Source organism: Pseudomonas sp. LPH60 (assembly GCF_030718165.1).
Classification (GTDB): Bacteria; Pseudomonadota; Gammaproteobacteria; order Pseudomonadales; family Pseudomonadaceae; genus Aquipseudomonas; species Aquipseudomonas danubii.
In genome coordinates, this window is record NZ_JAVAJH010000004.1 from 215,966 (window position 1) to 232,632 (window position 16,667).

Here is a 16,667-nt window from a genome sequence, read left to right on the forward strand (position 1 = left end):
AGCCTGCGGCAGTGGCTACAGACGAAGCATTACTTCGCTTTCACACCTTCGAAGGTGATGTACAGGTCGACGTTGTTGGACGCCGGGCCCAGGTCCATCATCTTGCCGAAATCCTGGCGATTGATGCTGGTGGTGCCTTCGAAACCGGCACGGTAGCCGCCCCATGGGTCCTTGCCTTCACCCAGGAAGGTGGCCTTGACCACAACCGGCTTGGTCACACCGTGCAGGGTCAGGTCGCCGGCCACATCAGCGGTCAGCTTGCCGTCGGCATTCTTGCCGGTAGGCTTGACGCTGGTGGAGACGAACTTGGCATCGGCAAACTTGCCAGCGTCGAGGAAGTCCTTGCTGGTGATGTGCTTGTCACGTTCGGCGTGGTTGGTGAACACGCTGGCGGTGCGCACATTGACTTCGATCTTGGCGTCTTCAGGCTTGGCCGCGTCGAAGCTGAACTTGCCGTCCAGGTCCTTGAAGGTACCGGTGATGAAGCTGTAGCCCAGGTGGCTGATCTTGAAGTCGACGAAGGCGTGCTGGCCTTCCTTGTCGATCACGTAGTCCGCTGCCATCACTTGACCGGCCGCCAATACAGCCGATCCGATTGCCAGAGCGGCGAGAGTCTTTTTCAACATGCTTTCTATTCCTTTTGAGTCGAGGTTGAACATCAGGCTTTGCGACCCAGCATACGGGTGAGGGTCGCATCACGATCGATAAAGTGGTGCTTCAAGGCCGCCAGACCATGGATGCCGGCAAAGATCACCAGCGCCCAGGCCAGGTACAGATGCACCACGCCTGCTACATCTGCCTGGTCCGGCAGTCCGGAAACCAGAGCAGGAACTTCAAACAAGCCAAACACCGGGATACCGACGCCGTCTGCGGTGGAGATCAGGTAACCGGCAATCATGACCGCGAACAGACCCAGGTACAGGAACCCATGTCCCAACTTGGCCCCCAGGCGGGTCAGACGCCCATGATTGGCCGGTGCCGGTGGTGGTGGGCTGACAAAACGCCACAGCACCCGCAGCAGCATGATCGCAAACAGCGTCAGGCCAATACTCTTGTGCAGGTCCGGGGCGTCTTTGCGCCAGGTGCTGTAGTAGTCGAGACCGACCATCCACAGGCCCAAAGCGAACAATCCGAAGACGGCCAGGGCCACGCCCCAGTGCAGAACAATGCTTACCCAGCCGTAGCGCGAAGAAGAATTACGTAACTGCATCGAGTTGCATCCTGTAAGAAACGCTGACCAAGACTAGCGATTTACCTATCGAATTAAAGCGAAAAATTTTGCTTTGAAATATCGAGAAATACGATCGATAGTCTGGGCCGAGCTCGTTAAGAAAAGATTAAGGACCGTTTCAGAAGACTCAGGGATAACCAAGGGCGGGTGCCCTGGCAGCTCTCAGACACGTCTTTGCGTACAGGGCGCATTTGTCTGACCGTCGCCCCACACAATAGGTTGTCCCGCGGCCATGCATTGCATAGGCTTGCCCGATTCCGCCTCCAGGAGACTCTACATGGGCCTGAATAACCAGTGGATGCAACGCGATCTCGCGGTGTTGTGGCATCCCTGCACCCAGATGAAAGACCACGAACAACTGCCTTTGATCCCCATCAAGCGCGGTGAAGGCGTCTGGCTGGAAGACTTCGAAGGCAAACGCTACCTGGACGCGGTCAGTTCCTGGTGGGTCAATGTATTCGGCCATGCCAATCCGCGCATCAACCAACGCATCAAGGATCAAGTGGACCAGCTGGAGCATGTGATCCTCGCCGGTTTCAGCCACCAGCCGGTGATCGAGCTGTCCGAGCGCCTGGTGCAGATCACCCCCGAAGGCCTGACCCGCTGCTTCTACGCCGACAACGGTTCGTCGTGCATCGAAGTGGCGATGAAGATGAGCTTCCACTACTGGCTCAACCGCGGTCAGCCGGCCAAGAAGCGCTTCGTCACCCTGAGCAACAGCTACCACGGCGAAACCATCGCCGCCATGTCGGTGGGCGACGTACCGCTGTTCACCGAGACCTACAAGGCCCTGCTGCTGGACACCCTCAAGGTGCCTAGCCCGGACTGCTACCTGCGTCCCGACGGCATGAGCTGGGAAGAGCATTCGCGAAACATGTTCGCCGCCATGGAACAGACCCTGGCCGAACACCACGACACGCTAGCCGCGGTCATCGTCGAGCCATTGATCCAGGGCGCCGGCGGCATGCGCATGTACCACCCGGTGTACCTCAAGCTGCTGCGCGAAGCCTGCGACCGCTATGGCGTGCACCTGATCCATGATGAGATCGCCGTGGGCTTCGGCCGCACCGGCAGCATGTTCGCCTGCGAGCAGGCCGGCATCCGTCCGGACTTTCTGTGCCTGTCCAAGGCCCTGACCGGCGGCTACCTGCCTCTGGCCGCGTGCATGACCACTGATGAGGTCTACAGCGCCTTCTACGATGACTACCCGACCCTGCGCGCCTTCCTCCACTCCCACAGCTACACCGGCAACCCGCTGGCCTGTGCGGCGGCGCTGGCGACCCTGGACATCTTCGAGCAGGACAACGTCATCGAGAACAACCGCGCACTGTCCCAGCGCATGGCCAGCGCCACCGCGCACCTGGTGGATCACCCCCACGTGGCCGAAGTGCGCCAGACCGGCATGGTCCTGGCCATCGAAATGGTCCAGGACAAGGCCAGCAAGAGCGCCTACCCGTGGCAGGAACGTCGCGGCCTGAAGGTTTTCCAGCACGCCCTGGAGCGCGGCGCCCTGTTGCGCCCCCTGGGCAACGTGGTGTATTTCCTGCCGCCCTACGTGATCACCCCGGAGCAGATCGACTTCCTCGCCGAAGTCGCCAGCGAAGGCATCGACATCGCCACCCGCGACAGCGTCAGCATGGCCGTGCCCAAGGACTTCCACCCGGGCTTCCGCGATCCGGGCTGAGTCCCTCGCCCCGCTCCTGCACCCTCTGGCGCAGGAGCGGGCTTGCCAGCGAAGCGCTTCGCCACGCAGCGCACCATCGTTTATCGCCGGCAAGCCGGCTCCTACAGCACAGAGAAACCAGATGAGATTGTCCCGCTTCTTTATCGACGCCCCCTTGAGCCTTGGCGAACACGAACTGCCGGAAGCCCAGGCCCATTACATCGGACGCGTGCTGCGCATGGCCGAAGGTGACGCCTTGCAGGTGTTCGACGGCTCAGGGATGGAGTTTCGCGGCACGCTGGTGGAAGTGGGCAAGAAGCGGGTACGGGTGCAGCTGGATGAACGCTTTGCCGGCCAGGACGAATCACCGCTGCAGATTCACCTGGGCCAGGGCCTGTCCCGGGGCGAACGCATGGACTGGGCGATCCAGAAAGCCACGGAACTTGGGGTCAGCGAAATCACCCCGATCTTCAGCGAGCGCTGCGAAGTGCGGCTCAAGGACGAACGCGCCGACAAACGCCTGCTGCACTGGCGCCAGGTGGCCATCAGCGCCTGTGAGCAATGCGGTCGCTCCCGCGTTCCGCTGATTCATCCACCGGTATTGCTGGCGGACTGGATCAAGCAGACCCAGGCGGACCTGAAACTGGTCCTGCATCCCGTGGCCCAGCCCCTGGAAAGCCACGCCAAACCCCAGACCCTGGCCTTCCTGATTGGCCCGGAAGGCGGTCTGTCCGATGCCGAAGTGGATCAGGCCCACGGTGCAGGCTTTCTGCCTGCCCGTCTTGGTCCTCGCGTGCTGCGCACCGAAACCGCCCCCGTGGTCGCCCTGGCCGTGGCCCAGCAACTGTGGGGCGACTTCTAAAACAGTCCCCGTTCAAACACCCACCGTAGGCGCTGGCTTGCCAGCGAAGGCGCCCATCAGCCCCGTACACGTATCAAAGGCCCCTTCGCCGGCAAGCCGGGTCCTACAGGTGGCGGCGCAACAGCCGGTTATTGCACCGGGTCGCTGGTGGGCTGGGCGATGATCGCCTTCAGCTCGGCAGTCATGGGGAACTCCAGGTTCAGGCCCTTGGGCGGAATCGGCTGCTGGAACCAGCGCTGGTAGATGCCGTTGATCTCGCCACTGCGATACAGATCCGCCAGGACCCCATTCACCAGGGCCAGGAATTGCGGGTCATCCTTGCGCACCATGCAGCTGTAGATCTCCCGCGACTGCTCCTCCCCCACCACCACCCAATTGTGCGGGTCCCGCGCCTTGGCCCGTTCGCCGTAGAGCAGCGCATCATCCATGTAGAACGCCGCCGCACGCCCCGACTGCAGCATCTGGAATGCCTCGCCGTGGTCCTTGGCGCTGATCACGAACATGTCGATCTTGTGCTCGACGTTGTAACTCTTGAGAAACCGCTCGTTGGTGGTCCCCGCCGTGGTCACCACGTTCTTGCCCCGCAGATCGGCGAAGCTTTTGATCCCGCTGTCCTTGGCGGTCAAGAGTTGCCCTTTGACGTAGATAAAACCGTAGGAAAACGCCACCTGCTTCTGCCGCTCGGCTGTCACGCCGGTAGAACCGCACTCCAGATCCACGGTGCCGTTCTGCACCAGGGGAATGCGCGTCTGGGACGTCACCAGGTTGTACTTCACCTTCAGCTTGGGCAGGTGCAACTGCTGCTGGATGCGCTCCACCACCTTGCCCGCCAGCTCCACCGAATAGCCCATGGGCTGGCCGCTGTTGTCGCCGACGTAGGAAAAGGGCACCGAGGCATCGCGATAACCCAAGGTAATACTGGAGCTATTGGCGATCTTGGCCAGGGTGCCGTCCAGGGGCGCCTCGTTGGCCTGGGAAACGGCGCTGAACAACAGCCCCAGGGTGCAGCCGAGCAACGTGATCTTATGCATTGTTATTCTCCGTTGTGGGTAGAGGTGATTCAGCGGCGAGCAGCGATGACGCTGATTTCGACGAGGATCTGCGGGCGCGCCAGGGCCGCCTGCAAGGTCGTGCGCGCCGGCGCCTGCCCGGGGGACAGCCAGGCCGACCAGACTTCGTTCATCACCGCGAAATCGGCCTGGATGTCCTTGAGGTAGATCGTCGCGCTCAAGAGATGATCCTTGTCGCTGCCCGCCTCGGCCAGCAAGGCGTCGATCTTCTCCAGGACCTCCCGGGTCTGGCCGCCGATGTCGCTGCTGGCCCCCGGCACCTGGCCGGAAAGGAACACCAGTCCGGCAAAGGTGACGGCACCGCTGAGGCGATGGTTGCTGTGGATACGCTGGATACTCATCTGAAGACTCCTGTTGAACGTTCAGGCGACGCGGGGCGCCAGGCCCTGCATGTCGATGCTGGTGGAACGCTGGCCAATCAGTTCGCCCAGCAGCTGGCCACTGCCACAGGCCAGGGTGAATCCCAGCGCGCCGTGACCAAGGTTGAGCCACAGATTGCGATAAGCGGTGGCGCCGATCAGCGGCACGCCGCTGGGAGTGGCGGGACGCATCCCGGCCCATTCGCTGGCCGCCGCATAATCACCGGCGGCGGCGAAGGTCTGCTCGGCCTGACGCCGCATCAAGGCCAGCCGAGCCGGGTCCGGGGACGGATCGAAGCCGACGATGTCGACCATGGCCGCCACCCGCAACTGCTGGCCGATCCTGGCGTAGACGATCTTGCGGTTGTAGTCGGTGATGCTGATATCCGGCGCGCGGTGCTCAGGACCGATGGGCACGCTGAGGCTATAGCCCTTGAGCGGATACAGGGGCAGCTTGAGCCCGGGCAGGCGCAGCTCGGCGCTGCGGTGACCGGCCGCCAGCACCAGGTGCTCCACCGGTAAGAGCCGGTCGCCCAGATCGATGGCCTGCACCCGGTCGCCCTGGTGATGAATGCCCCGAACCCGCTGGCCCAGGAGAATCTCGCAACGCCCGGAAGCCCGCAGCCGCGCCGCCAACTGCTGGCAGAAGCCATGACAATCGGCCACTTCCTCGTCGGGGGTGTGGATGCCGCCGACAAAGGGCGCGTCGCCCAGGGTCGGTTCCAGCGCCGCGCACTCGGCGGCCGACAACACCTGCTGCTGGCGGCGGTCCGCGAGGTTGTGCCGAGCGTGGTCGAAGCTGCCACGCTCACGAAAGGTCACCAGCTTGCCATTGCGCCGCCAGTCGAAGCCCGCCAAGCCGTCGTCCTCGCGCCAGCTCTGCAACGTGCTCTGGCTGAGCAGCGCCAGGCGCAGCAGATGAGCAGCATTGCGCTGGTTCACCGAATGCCGGCAGGCGCCGAGAAACCCCGCCAACCAACGCCATTGCGCCGGGTCCAGGCGCGGGCGCAGCTTGAGCGGCGAGTCGCCCTTGAGCATCCAGCCCAGGGCCTGCCAAGGCACACCGGCATCGGCCAGGGGCGCTACATAGCGATAGGACAACTGCCCGCCATTGGCGAAGCTGGTCTGGCTGCCGAGGGCATCCTGGGCTTCCACCAGCGTCACTTCCAGGCCCTGGCGAACCAGGGCATAGGCGCTGGCCAGGCCAATGACGCCACCGCCGATGATGCAAACCCGCTGACTCATGACTGTCCCCGACCGCTTGTTGAATGGCGCAAGGTTAGGGGCAGGTGACAGGCGCCGAACAATGAATAAAGATGGACCACCCATAAACAAAGGTTATGGACTGCCCATGCGACTGCGTCACATCGAAATCTTCCAGGCCATTCGCCAGACCGGCTCCATCAGCGGCGCCGCGCAGCTGCTGCACGTCTCCCAGCCGGCAGTGAGCAAGGTCCTGCAGCACGCCGAACTGCAACTGGGTTTTCCGCTGTTCCTGCGGGTACGGGGCAAGTTGCAGCCCACGCCCGAAGCCCTGGAGCTGGAGCGGGAAGTGGACAAGGTCAGCGAAAGCCTGCAAGGGGTCAGGCGGCTGGCGCAGAACCTGCGCCGGGCGCCGGGCCAGAGCCTGCGCATCGGCGCCACCCCGGCCCTGGCCCTGGCACTGCTGCCGCCGGCCATCAGCGAATGGACCCGCCGATACCCGGACAGCCTGTGCGAACTGTCCAGCGCCCATAGCCGCGAACTGGTGCAGAACCTGCTGATGCGGGAAATCGATGTGGCCCTGACCCTGCAGCGCCCGGACCACCCCGGGCTCTGTGCACAGCCCCTGGCCGAGGGCGTGCTGGTGGCCCTGGCCCCGCAGGACTACTGGCCGCCCGCCATGCGCGGCCAGCCGCTGGCGTTGATGGAATTGGCGGATGCACCACTGATTGGCCTGAGCAGCAGCGACCCGCTGTCGGCCCGGCTCGACAGCTACCTCAAGGCCGTGGAACCGCCGCCGCGGATCAGCATTGCCGTACAGACCTATTCCCTGGCCCGGGCCATGGTCGAATCCGGCGCCGGGTTGGCGCTGATCGACCCGTTCACCGCCCTGGGCGCGTCAACCGCCAGCACCGCCATCCGCCCCCTGAGCCCGCCGCTGCCCATCACCCTGTACGCCGTGACCCGCGCCGCCGAACCACCGCCCCACACCCTGGCCAGCCTGTTGGAGATCTTCGCCCACCAGGCCCAGGCCCAGCTGGACCACCCCTTATAGGACGTAGAACAGGATGGCGATGAAGTGCAGCAGGCTGCCGGCGATCACGAACAGGTGCCAGATGCCATGGGCATGACGCAGGCGGCTATCCAGGGCAAAGAAGATGATGCCCACGGTGTACAGCACGCCACCCGAGGCCAGCCAGGCAAAACCGGCGGGGCCCAAAGCCGCCAGCAGCGGCTTGACCGCCACCAGCACGATCCAGCCCATGACCGCGTAGATCACGATGGACAGAATTCGCGCCTCGGAACGCGGCTTGATCTCCTGCAGGATGCCAATCAGCGCCAACCCCCAGACAATCCCGAACAGGGTCCAGCCCCAGGGCCCGCGCAGGGTCACCAGGCAGAAGGGGGTGTAGCTGCCGGCAATCAGCAGATAGATGGAAAAGTGATCGACCTTCTGCATGATGCCTTTGGCCCGCCCACGCACGCTGTGGTAGACCGTGGACACGCTGTAGAGCACCAGCAAGGTGAAGGAATAGATCGCCACACCGACGATCTTCCACGGGTCGCCATCGAGGCTGGCCAGCACCACCAGCCAGATCCCGCCGACAAACGCGGCGATCGCACCCAGCAAGTGGGTCCAGGCGTTGAATCTTTCTCCGTGATACATCTGTCGCTCACCCTTGAAACATTGAAAAAACACGCAAGGCTCAGGCCTGCAGCTTGAAAGCGCAACATGTCTATTGGGGCACGGCCAATAAAAAACCAGCGGCCACGCCCTGACTCATCGGGCATCATCAGCCCCTCATCAGCCGAGGCCAGTCCATGCTCATCGACGAAGAGTTGACCCTGAAAAAGCTCGAAGTGTTTCTGGCCTTCATGCGCACCGGCAATCTGGCCCGCGCTGCCGCCGAGTTGCAGACCAGCAATGTCAGCGTGCACCGCGCCATCCACTCCCTGGAAAACGCTCTGCGCTGCCCGCTGTTCAAGCATGAGGGGCGCAACCTGACGCCGCTGGAAAGCGCCTTCGTCCTCGAAGAACGCGCCCAGAAGCTGGTCCAGGACGTGGTCGAGAGCGTGCGTTTGACCCGTGAAGCGGCGGGCTTTTCCGCAGAACGTTTCAAACTCGGCGCGCTTTATTCGCTGACGGTGAAAACCGTGCCGCAGCTGATCATGGGCCTGAAGCTGCGCCGCAGCGAACTGAACATCGACCTGATCCTGGGCTCCAACATCGACCTGCTGTACAAGCTCAAGAACATGGAAGTGGACGCCATCCTGATTTCCCTGGACGACAGCGTCAACGACCCGGACTGTGAACAACTGCCGCTGTTTTCCGACGACATTTTCCTTGCCACTCCCGCCGATTCGCCCTTCGCCCAGCAGCGTGAAGTGGACCTGGCCGACGTGCGCGATGCCACCTTCATCACCCTGACCCAAGGCTTTGCCACTCATCAGGATGGGGTGCGGGTGTTCAAGCAGGCGGGGTTCGAACCCAAGGTAGCGATGCAGGTCAACGACATCTTCACCTTGCTGAGCATGGTCAGCTCAGGGGTGGGTTACGCGTTGCTGCCGGGGAGGATCGCGGCCGTCTACGAGAACCGCGTGAAACTGATACCGCTGCAGGCGCGCTACCGCCTGCAGCAACATATCGGCGTGGTGTTTCTCAAGGCCAAGGAACGCGACCCGAACCTGTTGGCACTGTTGGCCGAATGCCGGATGTACGCCAATCGGCAAATCACGTAGGAAGCCGGTTCCTGCCAAAACGCGTCATTGGCAACACCGCAACCCGCCGTAGGAGCTGGCTTGCCAGCGAAGGCGTCCATAAGACCTGTGCACGTCTCAAAGGCCCCTTCGCCGGCAAGCCGGCGCCTACGCGCCCAGCAGGCCACGCATCAGCAGGAACAGCAGCGACGGCCCCAGCAGGCAGCCCAGGGCCGTGTAGAACGCCGCCGTCAGGCAACCATAGGGCACCAGCTTCGGATCGGTGGCCGCCAGGCCCCCGGCGACGCCGCTGGAAGTGCCCATCAAACCGCCGAAGATCACCGCGCTGCGCGGGTTGTTGAGGCCGATCAGCGGTGCCACGAAGGGTGTCATCACCATCACCAGAATCGCCTTGATCAACCCCGCGGCAATCGACAGCGCCATGACCTCGGAGCTGGCGCCGATGGCTGCGCCAGTCACCGGCCCGACGATGTAAGTCACCGCCCCGGCGCCAATGGTGGTCAGGCTCACCGCATCGGTGTAACCAAACGCCATGGCCACCCCCACTCCCGCCACAAAGGACGAGCCAACCCCGACAAACAGCGCCAGCACCCCTACGAATCCGGCGCGTTTGAGCTCCTCGACACTGACACCGAAGGCGGTGGCGACAATCGCGAAGTCCCGCAGCATCGCTCCGCCCAACAAGCCGATGCCCGAGAGCAGCGGGATATCCACCACGCCCTTCTGCCCACCGGTGAAGGCGCCGCCCACGTAGGACAGCACCAGCCCCAGCAGAATGGCGATGGCCGAGCCATGCAGGCGGCCCTTGGTAAAGGTGTTGGAGATCCAGTAGGAGACCCACATGGTGATCCCGATCACTGCAAAACCGCTGATCAGCCCGTAGCCGGTAATGACCTTCATCATCGATTCGTACATGGCCCTTACCCCGCTGTTTTCTGAGCAACGGCCGCATCCGGCGCCTTGTTGCCGATGCGCACCAGCACCGGCACCAGGGCAAAGGCGATCACCACCGCCAGGGTGCCCGCCAGGATCGCCATCGGCCCGCCCTTGAGCGCGCCATACACGTTTTGCTGGGCGGCCATGGCCACCACGATGGGGATGTACACCGCGCCCCAGAACTCCACGCCCTGCTCGGACTTGCCGGCGAACAAGCCGCGCTTGTGCAGGTAGCTGCCCAGGCCGATCAACAGCAGCATGGCAATACCGACGCCGCCGACATTGGCCGGCACGCCGATCAATTTGCCCAGCAGCTCACCGATGAAAATACCCACCAGGGTACAAAAGGCCAGGAAGGCCACACCGTAGATAATCATTGTTGTTGTCCTCAAAGTGCATCGTCGAAGTTGTTGTTCTTGTGCTTCGTCAGCCTGAGTCGGTGCTCTATCGGTCGCGGCTTCCCTCCTCACGCATCAGCGCCTGCAAGGTGTCCAGGCGCGCGCCGTCGAAGGCGATCACCGTCCCCTGGGCAAACACCCGGCGGGCCAACCCGGTGAGTACCGCGCCGGGTGGCAGTTCGATCTGCAGGCGCACCCCGCGCTCGTAGGCGCTTTGCACGGTGCCGCGCCAGTCCACCACCCGGCACATGTTGAACGCCAGGTCATCGCGCACCTGTTCCACCGTGCGCAACGGTCGGGCCCGGCTGCCGCTCAGATAACCCAGGGCGGGCACCTGCAAGGGCACTTCGGCAAAAGCGGCGGCCAGGATCTGGGCCGGTTGTTCCAGCAACGGGCAATGGGACGGCACGCTGACCGCCAGACGCTTGGCCACGCCGACTCCACACCCCCGGGCCAGCTCGGCCACGGCATGCATCGCCGCATCGCTGCCGGCGATCACCACTTGGCTGTCGGCGTTGATATTGGCCAGGTACACCGGCGTTTGCGGGCTGTGGACCTGGGCCAGCAACCCCTCCACCTGCGCCAGATCCAGGCCGATCAATGCGGTCATGCCATAGCCCTGCGGATAGGCTTGCTGCATCAACTGGCCACGCAGGCTCACCAGTCGCAACGCATCGGCAAACCCCAGGGCCCCGGCCACCACCGCCGCCGGGTAGGCGCCGATGGACAAGCCCGCCACATAGTCCGCCTTGACCGGCGCTTGCAGCAGGGTCCGGGCACAGGCCACGCCAGCGATCAACAGGCACAACTGCACCGCCCGTGTGCTGGCCAGGGCCTGGGGCGAATCCAGGGTCAGCACATCCTCGCCCAGCACTTCGCTGGCCTCGTCCAGGCAGGCGCGGATTTCAGGGCTTGGCGGCAAACGCTGGAGCATCCCCGGCTGCTGCGCGCCCTGGCCCGGAAACACCAGCAAGCTGCTCATGCCGCCTGCTCCAGCGCGCACCAGGGGTCGCTGACCAAGCGCGCGCCCCCGGCACTCTTGAGCAGCACCCGAGGCGCCGTTCCCGCCCATTCCCGCAGGGCCAGAGCGCCGGCCGGCACCTGCAATTGCAGATCCACCGGGCACTCGGCGCACTCCAGCAGGGCCAGCAACTCGCGGGCCTGAGCCCGGGAAAAAGGTTCCGGCGTGCGCAGGATCAGGTCCAGGTCGCTGTGCTGATGCAGCGCGGCAATCCCACAGGCCAACTCAAAACCGGCGCTGCCGCTGACGCCCCAGACCAGGCCCAGGGCATCCAGCTCGCCGCGTAACTGCTGCAACGCCCGAAGCGCCGGCAATGAGCGCGAGCCGGACATCCGGCACAGCGCCTCGGGATGTACCCCACGCTGCACCGACTCCAACGCCAGCACAGCCGGGTAGCGCTGCTCACGGGTGCCACCGCGCAGGCCGACAGCAATCTGCCCCGGCGCCGTCAGCGCCCGCCGCACCACCACCGGCTGCCCGGCCTCCAGCACGGCAAAGGCCCAATCCGGCGCATCGGCGGCCAACTGCGCCGGGGTCATGCCCCACAGCAAGTCGTGGGGCAGCCAGGGGCCGAGGCTGTTCACCACTGTTCCCGCAGCAATTGGCGAACCCGGCTCGACGCCGCCCGGTTCGACGCCCCCAGACGGCAGCTCAGGTCGACACCTTTGGCCCGCACATCGGCAATCGCCGCCAACAGGCATTCCTCGACGACCGCCAGATCCTCCACTGCCGGCTGTTCAATCTGCCGCACCGATACGCTTTCCCAGAGCAGCCCGAGACTGGCGTAGCTGCCGATGTCATAGGCCATGGGCGGCACGCTGGCGGCCAGGGCTTCCAGTTCCTCGACACTGCGCAGGGTGACCCGCGCCGCCGAGGCCTTGCCCATGGCATGCACCATCACCCCGGGATCGCGCAGGGCGATCAAGCGGTTGGCCTGATAACCGTGGGCCAGAAAGGCTCCGGACATGGCCTTGCCCACCAACAGGGCAATCACCGGGTGCCCGGCCAGCCGCGCCCGGGCGTAGCTGTCGGCCGCCGCCGCGAGGGCCTGATGGATGCCCAGGGCCTCTTCGCGACGGCCATAGGCCTGGCTCGGCACATCGACAATGGCGAGCAGCGCCCGCTTGTGAGGCTGGTCGCAGTCGGCATCGATCAACTCATCCACGGCCTTGGCCAGGCCCCAGCCTTCCAGTAATCCAACCTCGCCCTGACGGGCACGGGGAAAGCGATTTTCCGGGTCGGCCACCACGGCGATAAAACGCACCGGCTGCCCCGCCAATTCACCATCGGCCACCCGCAGCGACGGCGGCAGGCCGGCCACCAGCGCGGCGCCGCCACTCAAGGCGTTGAACCAGTTCAAACCCCGCAAAGAACAAGCACTCATGAGCGGTCTCCTTGATACAGATCGCGAACCGTCGCCGCATCGATTTGCGGCGTGGTGTCCAAACGGGCCAGGCGTTGCAGGTACAGATCGGCCTCGCGGCTGCGTTGCCGCTCGGGCAAGCCAAGGGCCAGCAACTCGCGGACCTGGGCCTGGATCTGCGCCACGTCGTCGGCCACGTAACGGTCAACCAGGCCGCTGGCAAAACGCTGCTCGCCGCCGGTCAGGCTCCAGATGAACGGCCGATCCCGGGAGTCGTACTCCTCAAGCCCGGCTTCCTGCTCGATCACTTGCGGGCCGTTGAGCCCCAGGCGCGCTTCCTGGGTGACCACGAGATAACTGCACAGCCCGGCGGCAATCGACATGCCGCCAAAACAGCCGACACTGCCGGCCACCACGCCGATCACCGGCTGGTACTGGCGCAGGTCGACAATCGCCGCATGGATGTCGGCAATCGCCGCCAGCCCGAGGTTGGCTTCCTGCAGGCGCACGCCACCGGTTTCCAGCAGCAGCACGGCACAGGTCGGGATGCCGTTGCGGTTGTCCTCGGCAGCCAGTTCCAGGGCTCCGGCGATCTTCGCCCCGCCCACTTCACCCAGGCTGCCGCCCTGGAACGCGCCTTCGATGGCGGCAATCACCACCGGCAAACCGGCGATGCTGCCCTTGGCGATCACCACGCCGTCGTCGGCCTGGGGCACCACGCCCTGACGCGCCAGCCAGGGCGACATGACCCGCTGGAAAGGGTCCAGCAGCTCGCGAAAACTGCCGGCATCCAGCAAGGCCCGGGCCCGCTGCCGAGCACCCAGCTCGACGAAGCTGTGCTTGTTCAATAAACGTGCGCTGTCAGTCATGGCCGATCTCCTCGAAGCCCTGTTCCAGGCGCAGGCGCACCACCCCGGGAGTGGCGCCGAAATCATGGATGTCGATCAGCAGCGCCGGCGGCAACTGGCCGTCGAACATGCGCTCGAACAGGTGCTGCCAGCGGGCGGCGCTGCCGTTTACCGAAGTCTGCACCTGGATGGTCAATGTGCCGGGCTGACCCGGCTCCAGCAGCACTTCCAGGTCGCCGGAGCCCACACAGCCCACCAGGGCGCGGCCACGGCCGGGCTGGCCGGCGGGGAATTGAAAAGACAAGGTTTCCATTACAGCGCTCCCTGGATAAAGGCGTCGGCGGATTCGATCCGGTCCAACAGCAGGCTGGCCGCCAGCAAATCAGCAGCACCGCCGGGCGAGGCATTCAAGGTCAACAGTTGCAGGTCCAGCTCATGCAAACGACGACGACCGGCAAGGCTGGCGCTGCCACCGGCATCGAGCACCGCCTGGGCGCCCTGCTGCATGGCCTGCAAGCCTTGCTCACCGGCGCGGTACAGCACGCAGGTATCCGCCAGACGGCTCATGATCGCCAGCAAGGCATCGAGTCGGGCGTTCTGTTCGCCATGGCCCTGGGCGCGGCTGCGCTTGAGCTGTGGCAGCCCCCATTGCAGCACCGCGGGGAAGCCTTGCTGGGCTTCTTCCCGAGCACCGCGCACGCCGTAGCGCAGCGCCACCTGGGCGCCATGACTCAAGGGCCGTGGTGCATAGCGATCCTCCAGCAGGGCCAGGCGCGCAGCCCGCAGCGCAACACTGCCGGCACCTGTGGATCGTGGTTCCAGCGCGGCGGCGGCCACCAGCAGGCCCAGGGCCCAGATCGCCCCACGATGGGTATTCACCCCCGCCGTGGTGGCGAGCATGGCCTGTTCGCCTTCGCGGCCGATGCGGCCCAGGGCTTCGCGCAGAGGCAGGCCGACTTCACCGAACGCCAGCGCCGCTTCGGCCATCTCCTTGAAGGCCGGCCACAGGGCCAGGGCCGAAGCGTGCATCAAGCCCAGGTGCAGATCGGTATGGGCACCATTGCCACGGCGGTCCACCAGGGCCGGCTTGGGCGACAGGTCGGCCTCGTCGATCAGCGCGTCCACCGCCAGGTCCGCCAGGCGTTCGGCCAGGCTCAGGGGTTGTGATTGCAGGTTGAGTGCGTGCATTACCAGCTCCTGAACTTGGCGGGCGGGTTGTACAAGCCACCGGACCACTGCACCAGATCGGCGACGCTTTTCGCCGCCAGCAGCTCGCGACTGGCGTCGGTCCGGCGGATGCCCAGGTCTTCGGGCAAGGCGATCAGCCCTTCACGGCGCATGCGCGCGGTGTCTTTGGGGTTGTGGCGCAAACCGATGGCGGTCACCCCAGCCACGGCGGCAATCATCGCCTGGCGTTCTTCCAGGGAGCGGGCCTTGTACAGGTAGGCGATGCCTTCCTCGGTGAGCAGGTGAGTGACGTCGTCGCCGTAGATCATGATCGGCGCCAGGGGCATGCCGCTCTTGCGCGCCACCTCCACGGCATCCAGGGTCTCGACAAAGGTCGGTTTGCCGCCTTCCTGGAAGGTTTCCACCATCTGCACCACCAGCTTCTTGCCGCGTTCGAGCATGGCCTGGGGTGCATCGCTCTGATCCTGGCGCATATCGAGCCAGGCCGGAGTGCCGTGGCGCCGCCCGCGTGGGTCGTGGCCCATGTTCGGTGCGCCGCCGAAACCAGCCAGGCGGCCGCGGGTCACGGTGGAAGAGTGACCGTCGCCGTCCACCTGCAAGGTGGCGCCGATAAACAGGTCCACCGCGTATTGCCCGGCCAGCTGACAGAACATCCGGTTGGACCGCAGCGAGCCGTCGCGGCCGGTGAAGAATACGTCCGGACGCGCGGCGATGTAGTTCTCCATGCCCAGTTCGGTGCCGAAGCAATGCACGCTTTCCACCCAGCCGCTTTCAATGGCCGGGATCAGGGTCGGGTGAGGATTGAGGGTCCAGTTGCGGCAGATCTTGCCCTTGAGCCCCAGGGACTCGCCGTAGGTCGGCAGGATCAGCTCGATGGCCGCGGTGTTGAAACCGATGCCGTGGTTCAGCGACTGCACCTTGTGTTTTTCGTAGATGCCGCGGATCGCCATCATCGCCATCAGCACGTGCACCGGCTTGATATGCCGTGGATCGCGGGTGAACAGCGGTTCGATGTAGAACGGCTTGTCGGCCACCACCACGAAGTCGACCCAGGAGGCGGGGATGTCGACCCGGGGCAGCTCGCTGACGTCATCCACCAACTGGTTGACCTGGACGATGACAATGCCGTCGCTGAAGGCCGCCGGCTCGATCAGTGCCGGGGTGTCCTCGGTGCTGGGGCCGGTGTAGATGTTGCCGGCGCGGTCGGCCATGAAGCCGGCGGACAGCACCACATTGGGGATCAGGTCCACCACCAGCCGCGCATAGAGTTCGATGTAGGTATGAATGGCGCCGATTTCCAGCAGCCCGTCTTCCAGCAACTGGCTGATGCGCAGGCTCTGGGTGCCGGCGAAGGAGAAGTCCAGCTTGCGGGCAATGCCGCGCTCGAACAGGTCCAGGTGCTCGGAACGGCCGACACTGGGCATGATCATGTGCAGGTCATGCAGCTTGGCCGGGTCGGCCTTGGCCAGGGCGCGGGAGAGAAAGTCCGCCTGCTTCTGGTTGTTGCCTTCCAGCACCACCCGGTCGCCGGGCAGGATCAGGGCTTCCAGGGCGGCGACGATCTTGTCGCTCGGCAACACCACGCCATCGGCGATGGCCCGCACCTGCTCGAGGCGCCGCTGCTTTTCGCTGCGCCGCCGCGACCAGCGCGCGTCGGGGGAAATTATTGTTGTCATGCTCACTCCACGGGTTCGCTGTCGTGGCAGTCACCATAGGAGTGAAACCTGGGGTCATCAATCAAGCCCGGCGTTGGATAGTTACGCTGAGCGTAACGATTGCCAAGCCAATGGCGCCGTTTCTCGCTCTC

The 16,667-nt window shown here is 64.7% G+C and carries 19 protein-coding genes; 4 read left to right on the forward strand and 15 right to left on the reverse strand.

Annotation, left to right across the window (positions count from 1 at the left end):
- Nucleotides 1-29: 29 nt before the first annotated feature.
- Entirely contained in the window at nucleotides 30-626 is a 597-nt protein-coding gene (locus Q8O96_RS15725) for a YceI family protein (protein ID WP_031320659.1), read from the reverse strand.
- Nucleotides 627-658: 32 nt separating this feature from the next.
- Nucleotides 659-1,210, reverse strand: coding sequence for a cytochrome b (locus Q8O96_RS15730; protein ID WP_016968753.1), 552 nt, complete (start codon nucleotides 1,208-1,210; stop codon nucleotides 659-661).
- A gap of 298 nt (nucleotides 1,211-1,508) precedes the next feature.
- Here Q8O96_RS15730 and Q8O96_RS15735 point away from each other — a divergent pair, with 298 nt between their 5' ends.
- Nucleotides 1,509-2,915: an adenosylmethionine--8-amino-7-oxononanoate transaminase gene (locus tag Q8O96_RS15735; protein WP_207814996.1), complete on the forward strand. Its 1,407-nt coding sequence runs from the start codon at nucleotides 1,509-1,511 to the stop codon at nucleotides 2,913-2,915.
- 121 nt (nucleotides 2,916-3,036) lie between these two features.
- Nucleotides 3,037-3,756 (forward strand): 16S rRNA (uracil(1498)-N(3))-methyltransferase, encoded by a 720-nt coding sequence (locus Q8O96_RS15740; protein WP_305949081.1) that lies wholly within the window; start codon nucleotides 3,037-3,039, stop codon nucleotides 3,754-3,756.
- Nucleotides 3,757-3,884: 128 nt separating this feature from the next.
- Here Q8O96_RS15740 and Q8O96_RS15745 read toward each other — a convergent pair whose 3' ends face one another.
- The 3 genes from Q8O96_RS15745 to Q8O96_RS15755 are packed head-to-tail and all read right to left on the reverse strand — an operon-like array spanning nucleotide 3,885 to nucleotide 6,430.
- Entirely contained in the window at nucleotides 3,885-4,787 is a 903-nt protein-coding gene (locus Q8O96_RS15745; protein WP_102862053.1) for a transporter substrate-binding domain-containing protein, read from the reverse strand.
- A 29-nt stretch (nucleotides 4,788-4,816) separates the two neighbouring features.
- Nucleotides 4,817-5,167, reverse strand: a complete 351-nt coding sequence (locus Q8O96_RS15750) for a RidA family protein (protein WP_102862054.1) — start codon at nucleotides 5,165-5,167, stop codon at nucleotides 4,817-4,819.
- Between the two features lie 21 nt (nucleotides 5,168-5,188).
- The gene (locus tag Q8O96_RS15755; protein WP_305949082.1) at nucleotides 5,189-6,430 is read right to left on the reverse strand and encodes a D-amino acid dehydrogenase; all 1,242 of its coding nucleotides are present in this window, start codon (nucleotides 6,428-6,430) and stop codon (nucleotides 5,189-5,191) included.
- A gap of 106 nt (nucleotides 6,431-6,536) precedes the next feature.
- Here Q8O96_RS15755 and Q8O96_RS15760 point away from each other — a divergent pair, with 106 nt between their 5' ends.
- Nucleotides 6,537-7,442 carry a LysR family transcriptional regulator gene (locus tag Q8O96_RS15760; protein WP_102862056.1) on the forward strand — a complete coding sequence of 302 codons (906 nt, stop codon included), beginning with the start codon at nucleotides 6,537-6,539 and terminating at the stop codon, nucleotides 7,440-7,442.
- Here Q8O96_RS15760 and Q8O96_RS15765 read toward each other — a convergent pair.
- Nucleotides 7,437-8,054, reverse strand: a complete 618-nt coding sequence (locus Q8O96_RS15765; RefSeq protein WP_102862057.1) for a hemolysin III family protein — start codon at nucleotides 8,052-8,054, stop codon at nucleotides 7,437-7,439. The two genes, Q8O96_RS15760 and Q8O96_RS15765, sit on opposite strands and share 6 nt — an antisense overlap.
- 155 nt (nucleotides 8,055-8,209) lie before the next feature.
- On the opposite strand from Q8O96_RS15765, the gene Q8O96_RS15770 reads away from it, so the two are divergent.
- Entirely contained in the window at nucleotides 8,210-9,127 is a 918-nt protein-coding gene (locus Q8O96_RS15770; RefSeq protein ID WP_047306474.1) for a LysR substrate-binding domain-containing protein, read from the forward strand.
- A gap of 126 nt (nucleotides 9,128-9,253) precedes the next feature.
- On the opposite strand, the gene madM is transcribed toward Q8O96_RS15770, so the two are convergent.
- From madM to mdcA, 9 genes are all read right to left on the reverse strand, one after another.
- The gene (gene madM, locus Q8O96_RS15775) at nucleotides 9,254-10,021 is read right to left on the reverse strand and encodes a malonate transporter subunit MadM (protein ID WP_016968745.1); all 768 of its coding nucleotides are present in this window, start codon (nucleotides 10,019-10,021) and stop codon (nucleotides 9,254-9,256) included.
- Nucleotides 10,022-10,026: 5 nt separating this feature from the next.
- Nucleotides 10,027-10,419, reverse strand: coding sequence for a malonate transporter subunit MadL (madL, locus tag Q8O96_RS15780; RefSeq protein ID WP_047306475.1), 393 nt, complete (start codon nucleotides 10,417-10,419; stop codon nucleotides 10,027-10,029).
- A gap of 67 nt (nucleotides 10,420-10,486) precedes the next feature.
- A complete protein-coding gene (gene mdcH, locus Q8O96_RS15785; RefSeq protein ID WP_115581132.1) occupies nucleotides 10,487-11,422 on the reverse strand; it encodes a malonate decarboxylase subunit epsilon in 936 nt (311 codons plus the stop codon).
- The gene (locus Q8O96_RS15790; protein ID WP_305949083.1) at nucleotides 11,419-12,045 is read right to left on the reverse strand and encodes a malonate decarboxylase holo-ACP synthase; all 627 of its coding nucleotides are present in this window, start codon (nucleotides 12,043-12,045) and stop codon (nucleotides 11,419-11,421) included. Before Q8O96_RS15790 ends, mdcH begins: the two co-directional genes overlap by 4 nt.
- Entirely contained in the window at nucleotides 12,042-12,845 is an 804-nt protein-coding gene (mdcE, locus tag Q8O96_RS15795; RefSeq protein WP_102862060.1) for a biotin-independent malonate decarboxylase subunit gamma, read from the reverse strand. Before mdcE ends, Q8O96_RS15790 begins: the two co-directional genes overlap by 4 nt.
- Nucleotides 12,842-13,693, reverse strand: a complete 852-nt coding sequence (locus tag Q8O96_RS15800; RefSeq protein WP_102862061.1) for a biotin-independent malonate decarboxylase subunit beta — start codon at nucleotides 13,691-13,693, stop codon at nucleotides 12,842-12,844. Before Q8O96_RS15800 ends, mdcE begins: the two co-directional genes overlap by 4 nt.
- A complete protein-coding gene (locus Q8O96_RS15805) occupies nucleotides 13,686-13,985 on the reverse strand; it encodes a malonate decarboxylase subunit delta (protein ID WP_102862062.1) in 300 nt (99 codons plus the stop codon). The genes Q8O96_RS15800 and Q8O96_RS15805 overlap by 8 nt, the downstream gene beginning before the upstream one ends.
- Entirely contained in the window at nucleotides 13,985-14,860 is an 876-nt protein-coding gene (locus tag Q8O96_RS15810; protein WP_207814992.1) for a triphosphoribosyl-dephospho-CoA synthase, read from the reverse strand. Before Q8O96_RS15810 ends, Q8O96_RS15805 begins: the two co-directional genes overlap by 1 nt.
- Entirely contained in the window at nucleotides 14,860-16,536 is a 1,677-nt protein-coding gene (gene mdcA / locus Q8O96_RS15815; protein WP_115581136.1) for a malonate decarboxylase subunit alpha, read from the reverse strand. Before mdcA ends, Q8O96_RS15810 begins: the two co-directional genes overlap by 1 nt.
- Nucleotides 16,537-16,667: the final 131 nt, after the last annotated feature.

Excerpts from the sequence above, each read along its gene's own strand:
- Q8O96_RS15725 (WP_031320659.1), bottom strand. The coding sequence starts at position 626 with ATGTTGAAAAAGACTCTCGCCGCTCTGGCAATCGGATCGGCTGTATTG.
- Q8O96_RS15730 (WP_016968753.1), bottom strand. The coding sequence starts at position 1,210 with ATGCAGTTACGTAATTCTTCTTCGCGCTACGGCTGGGTAAGCATTGTT.
- Q8O96_RS15735 (WP_207814996.1), top strand. The coding sequence starts at position 1,509 with ATGGGCCTGAATAACCAGTGGATGCAACGCGATCTCGCGGTGTTGTGG.
- Q8O96_RS15740 (WP_305949081.1), top strand. The coding sequence starts at position 3,037 with ATGAGATTGTCCCGCTTCTTTATCGACGCCCCCTTGAGCCTTGGCGAA.
- Q8O96_RS15745 (WP_102862053.1), bottom strand. The coding sequence starts at position 4,787 with ATGCATAAGATCACGTTGCTCGGCTGCACCCTGGGGCTGTTGTTCAGC.
- Q8O96_RS15750 (WP_102862054.1), bottom strand. The coding sequence starts at position 5,167 with ATGAGTATCCAGCGTATCCACAGCAACCATCGCCTCAGCGGTGCCGTC.
- Q8O96_RS15755 (WP_305949082.1), bottom strand. The coding sequence starts at position 6,430 with ATGAGTCAGCGGGTTTGCATCATCGGCGGTGGCGTCATTGGCCTGGCC.
- Q8O96_RS15760 (WP_102862056.1), top strand. The coding sequence starts at position 6,537 with ATGCGACTGCGTCACATCGAAATCTTCCAGGCCATTCGCCAGACCGGC.
- Q8O96_RS15765 (WP_102862057.1), bottom strand. The coding sequence starts at position 8,054 with ATGTATCACGGAGAAAGATTCAACGCCTGGACCCACTTGCTGGGTGCG.
- Q8O96_RS15770 (WP_047306474.1), top strand. The coding sequence starts at position 8,210 with ATGCTCATCGACGAAGAGTTGACCCTGAAAAAGCTCGAAGTGTTTCTG.
- madM (WP_016968745.1), bottom strand. The coding sequence starts at position 10,021 with ATGTACGAATCGATGATGAAGGTCATTACCGGCTACGGGCTGATCAGC.
- madL (WP_047306475.1), bottom strand. The coding sequence starts at position 10,419 with ATGATTATCTACGGTGTGGCCTTCCTGGCCTTTTGTACCCTGGTGGGT.
- mdcH (WP_115581132.1), bottom strand. The coding sequence starts at position 11,422 with ATGAGCAGCTTGCTGGTGTTTCCGGGCCAGGGCGCGCAGCAGCCGGGG.
- mdcE (WP_102862060.1), bottom strand. The coding sequence starts at position 12,845 with ATGAGTGCTTGTTCTTTGCGGGGTTTGAACTGGTTCAACGCCTTGAGT.
- Q8O96_RS15800 (WP_102862061.1), bottom strand. The coding sequence starts at position 13,693 with ATGACTGACAGCGCACGTTTATTGAACAAGCACAGCTTCGTCGAGCTG.
- Q8O96_RS15805 (WP_102862062.1), bottom strand. The coding sequence starts at position 13,985 with ATGGAAACCTTGTCTTTTCAATTCCCCGCCGGCCAGCCCGGCCGTGGC.
- Q8O96_RS15810 (WP_207814992.1), bottom strand. The coding sequence starts at position 14,860 with ATGCACGCACTCAACCTGCAATCACAACCCCTGAGCCTGGCCGAACGC.
- mdcA (WP_115581136.1), bottom strand. The coding sequence starts at position 16,536 with ATGACAACAATAATTTCCCCCGACGCGCGCTGGTCGCGGCGGCGCAGC.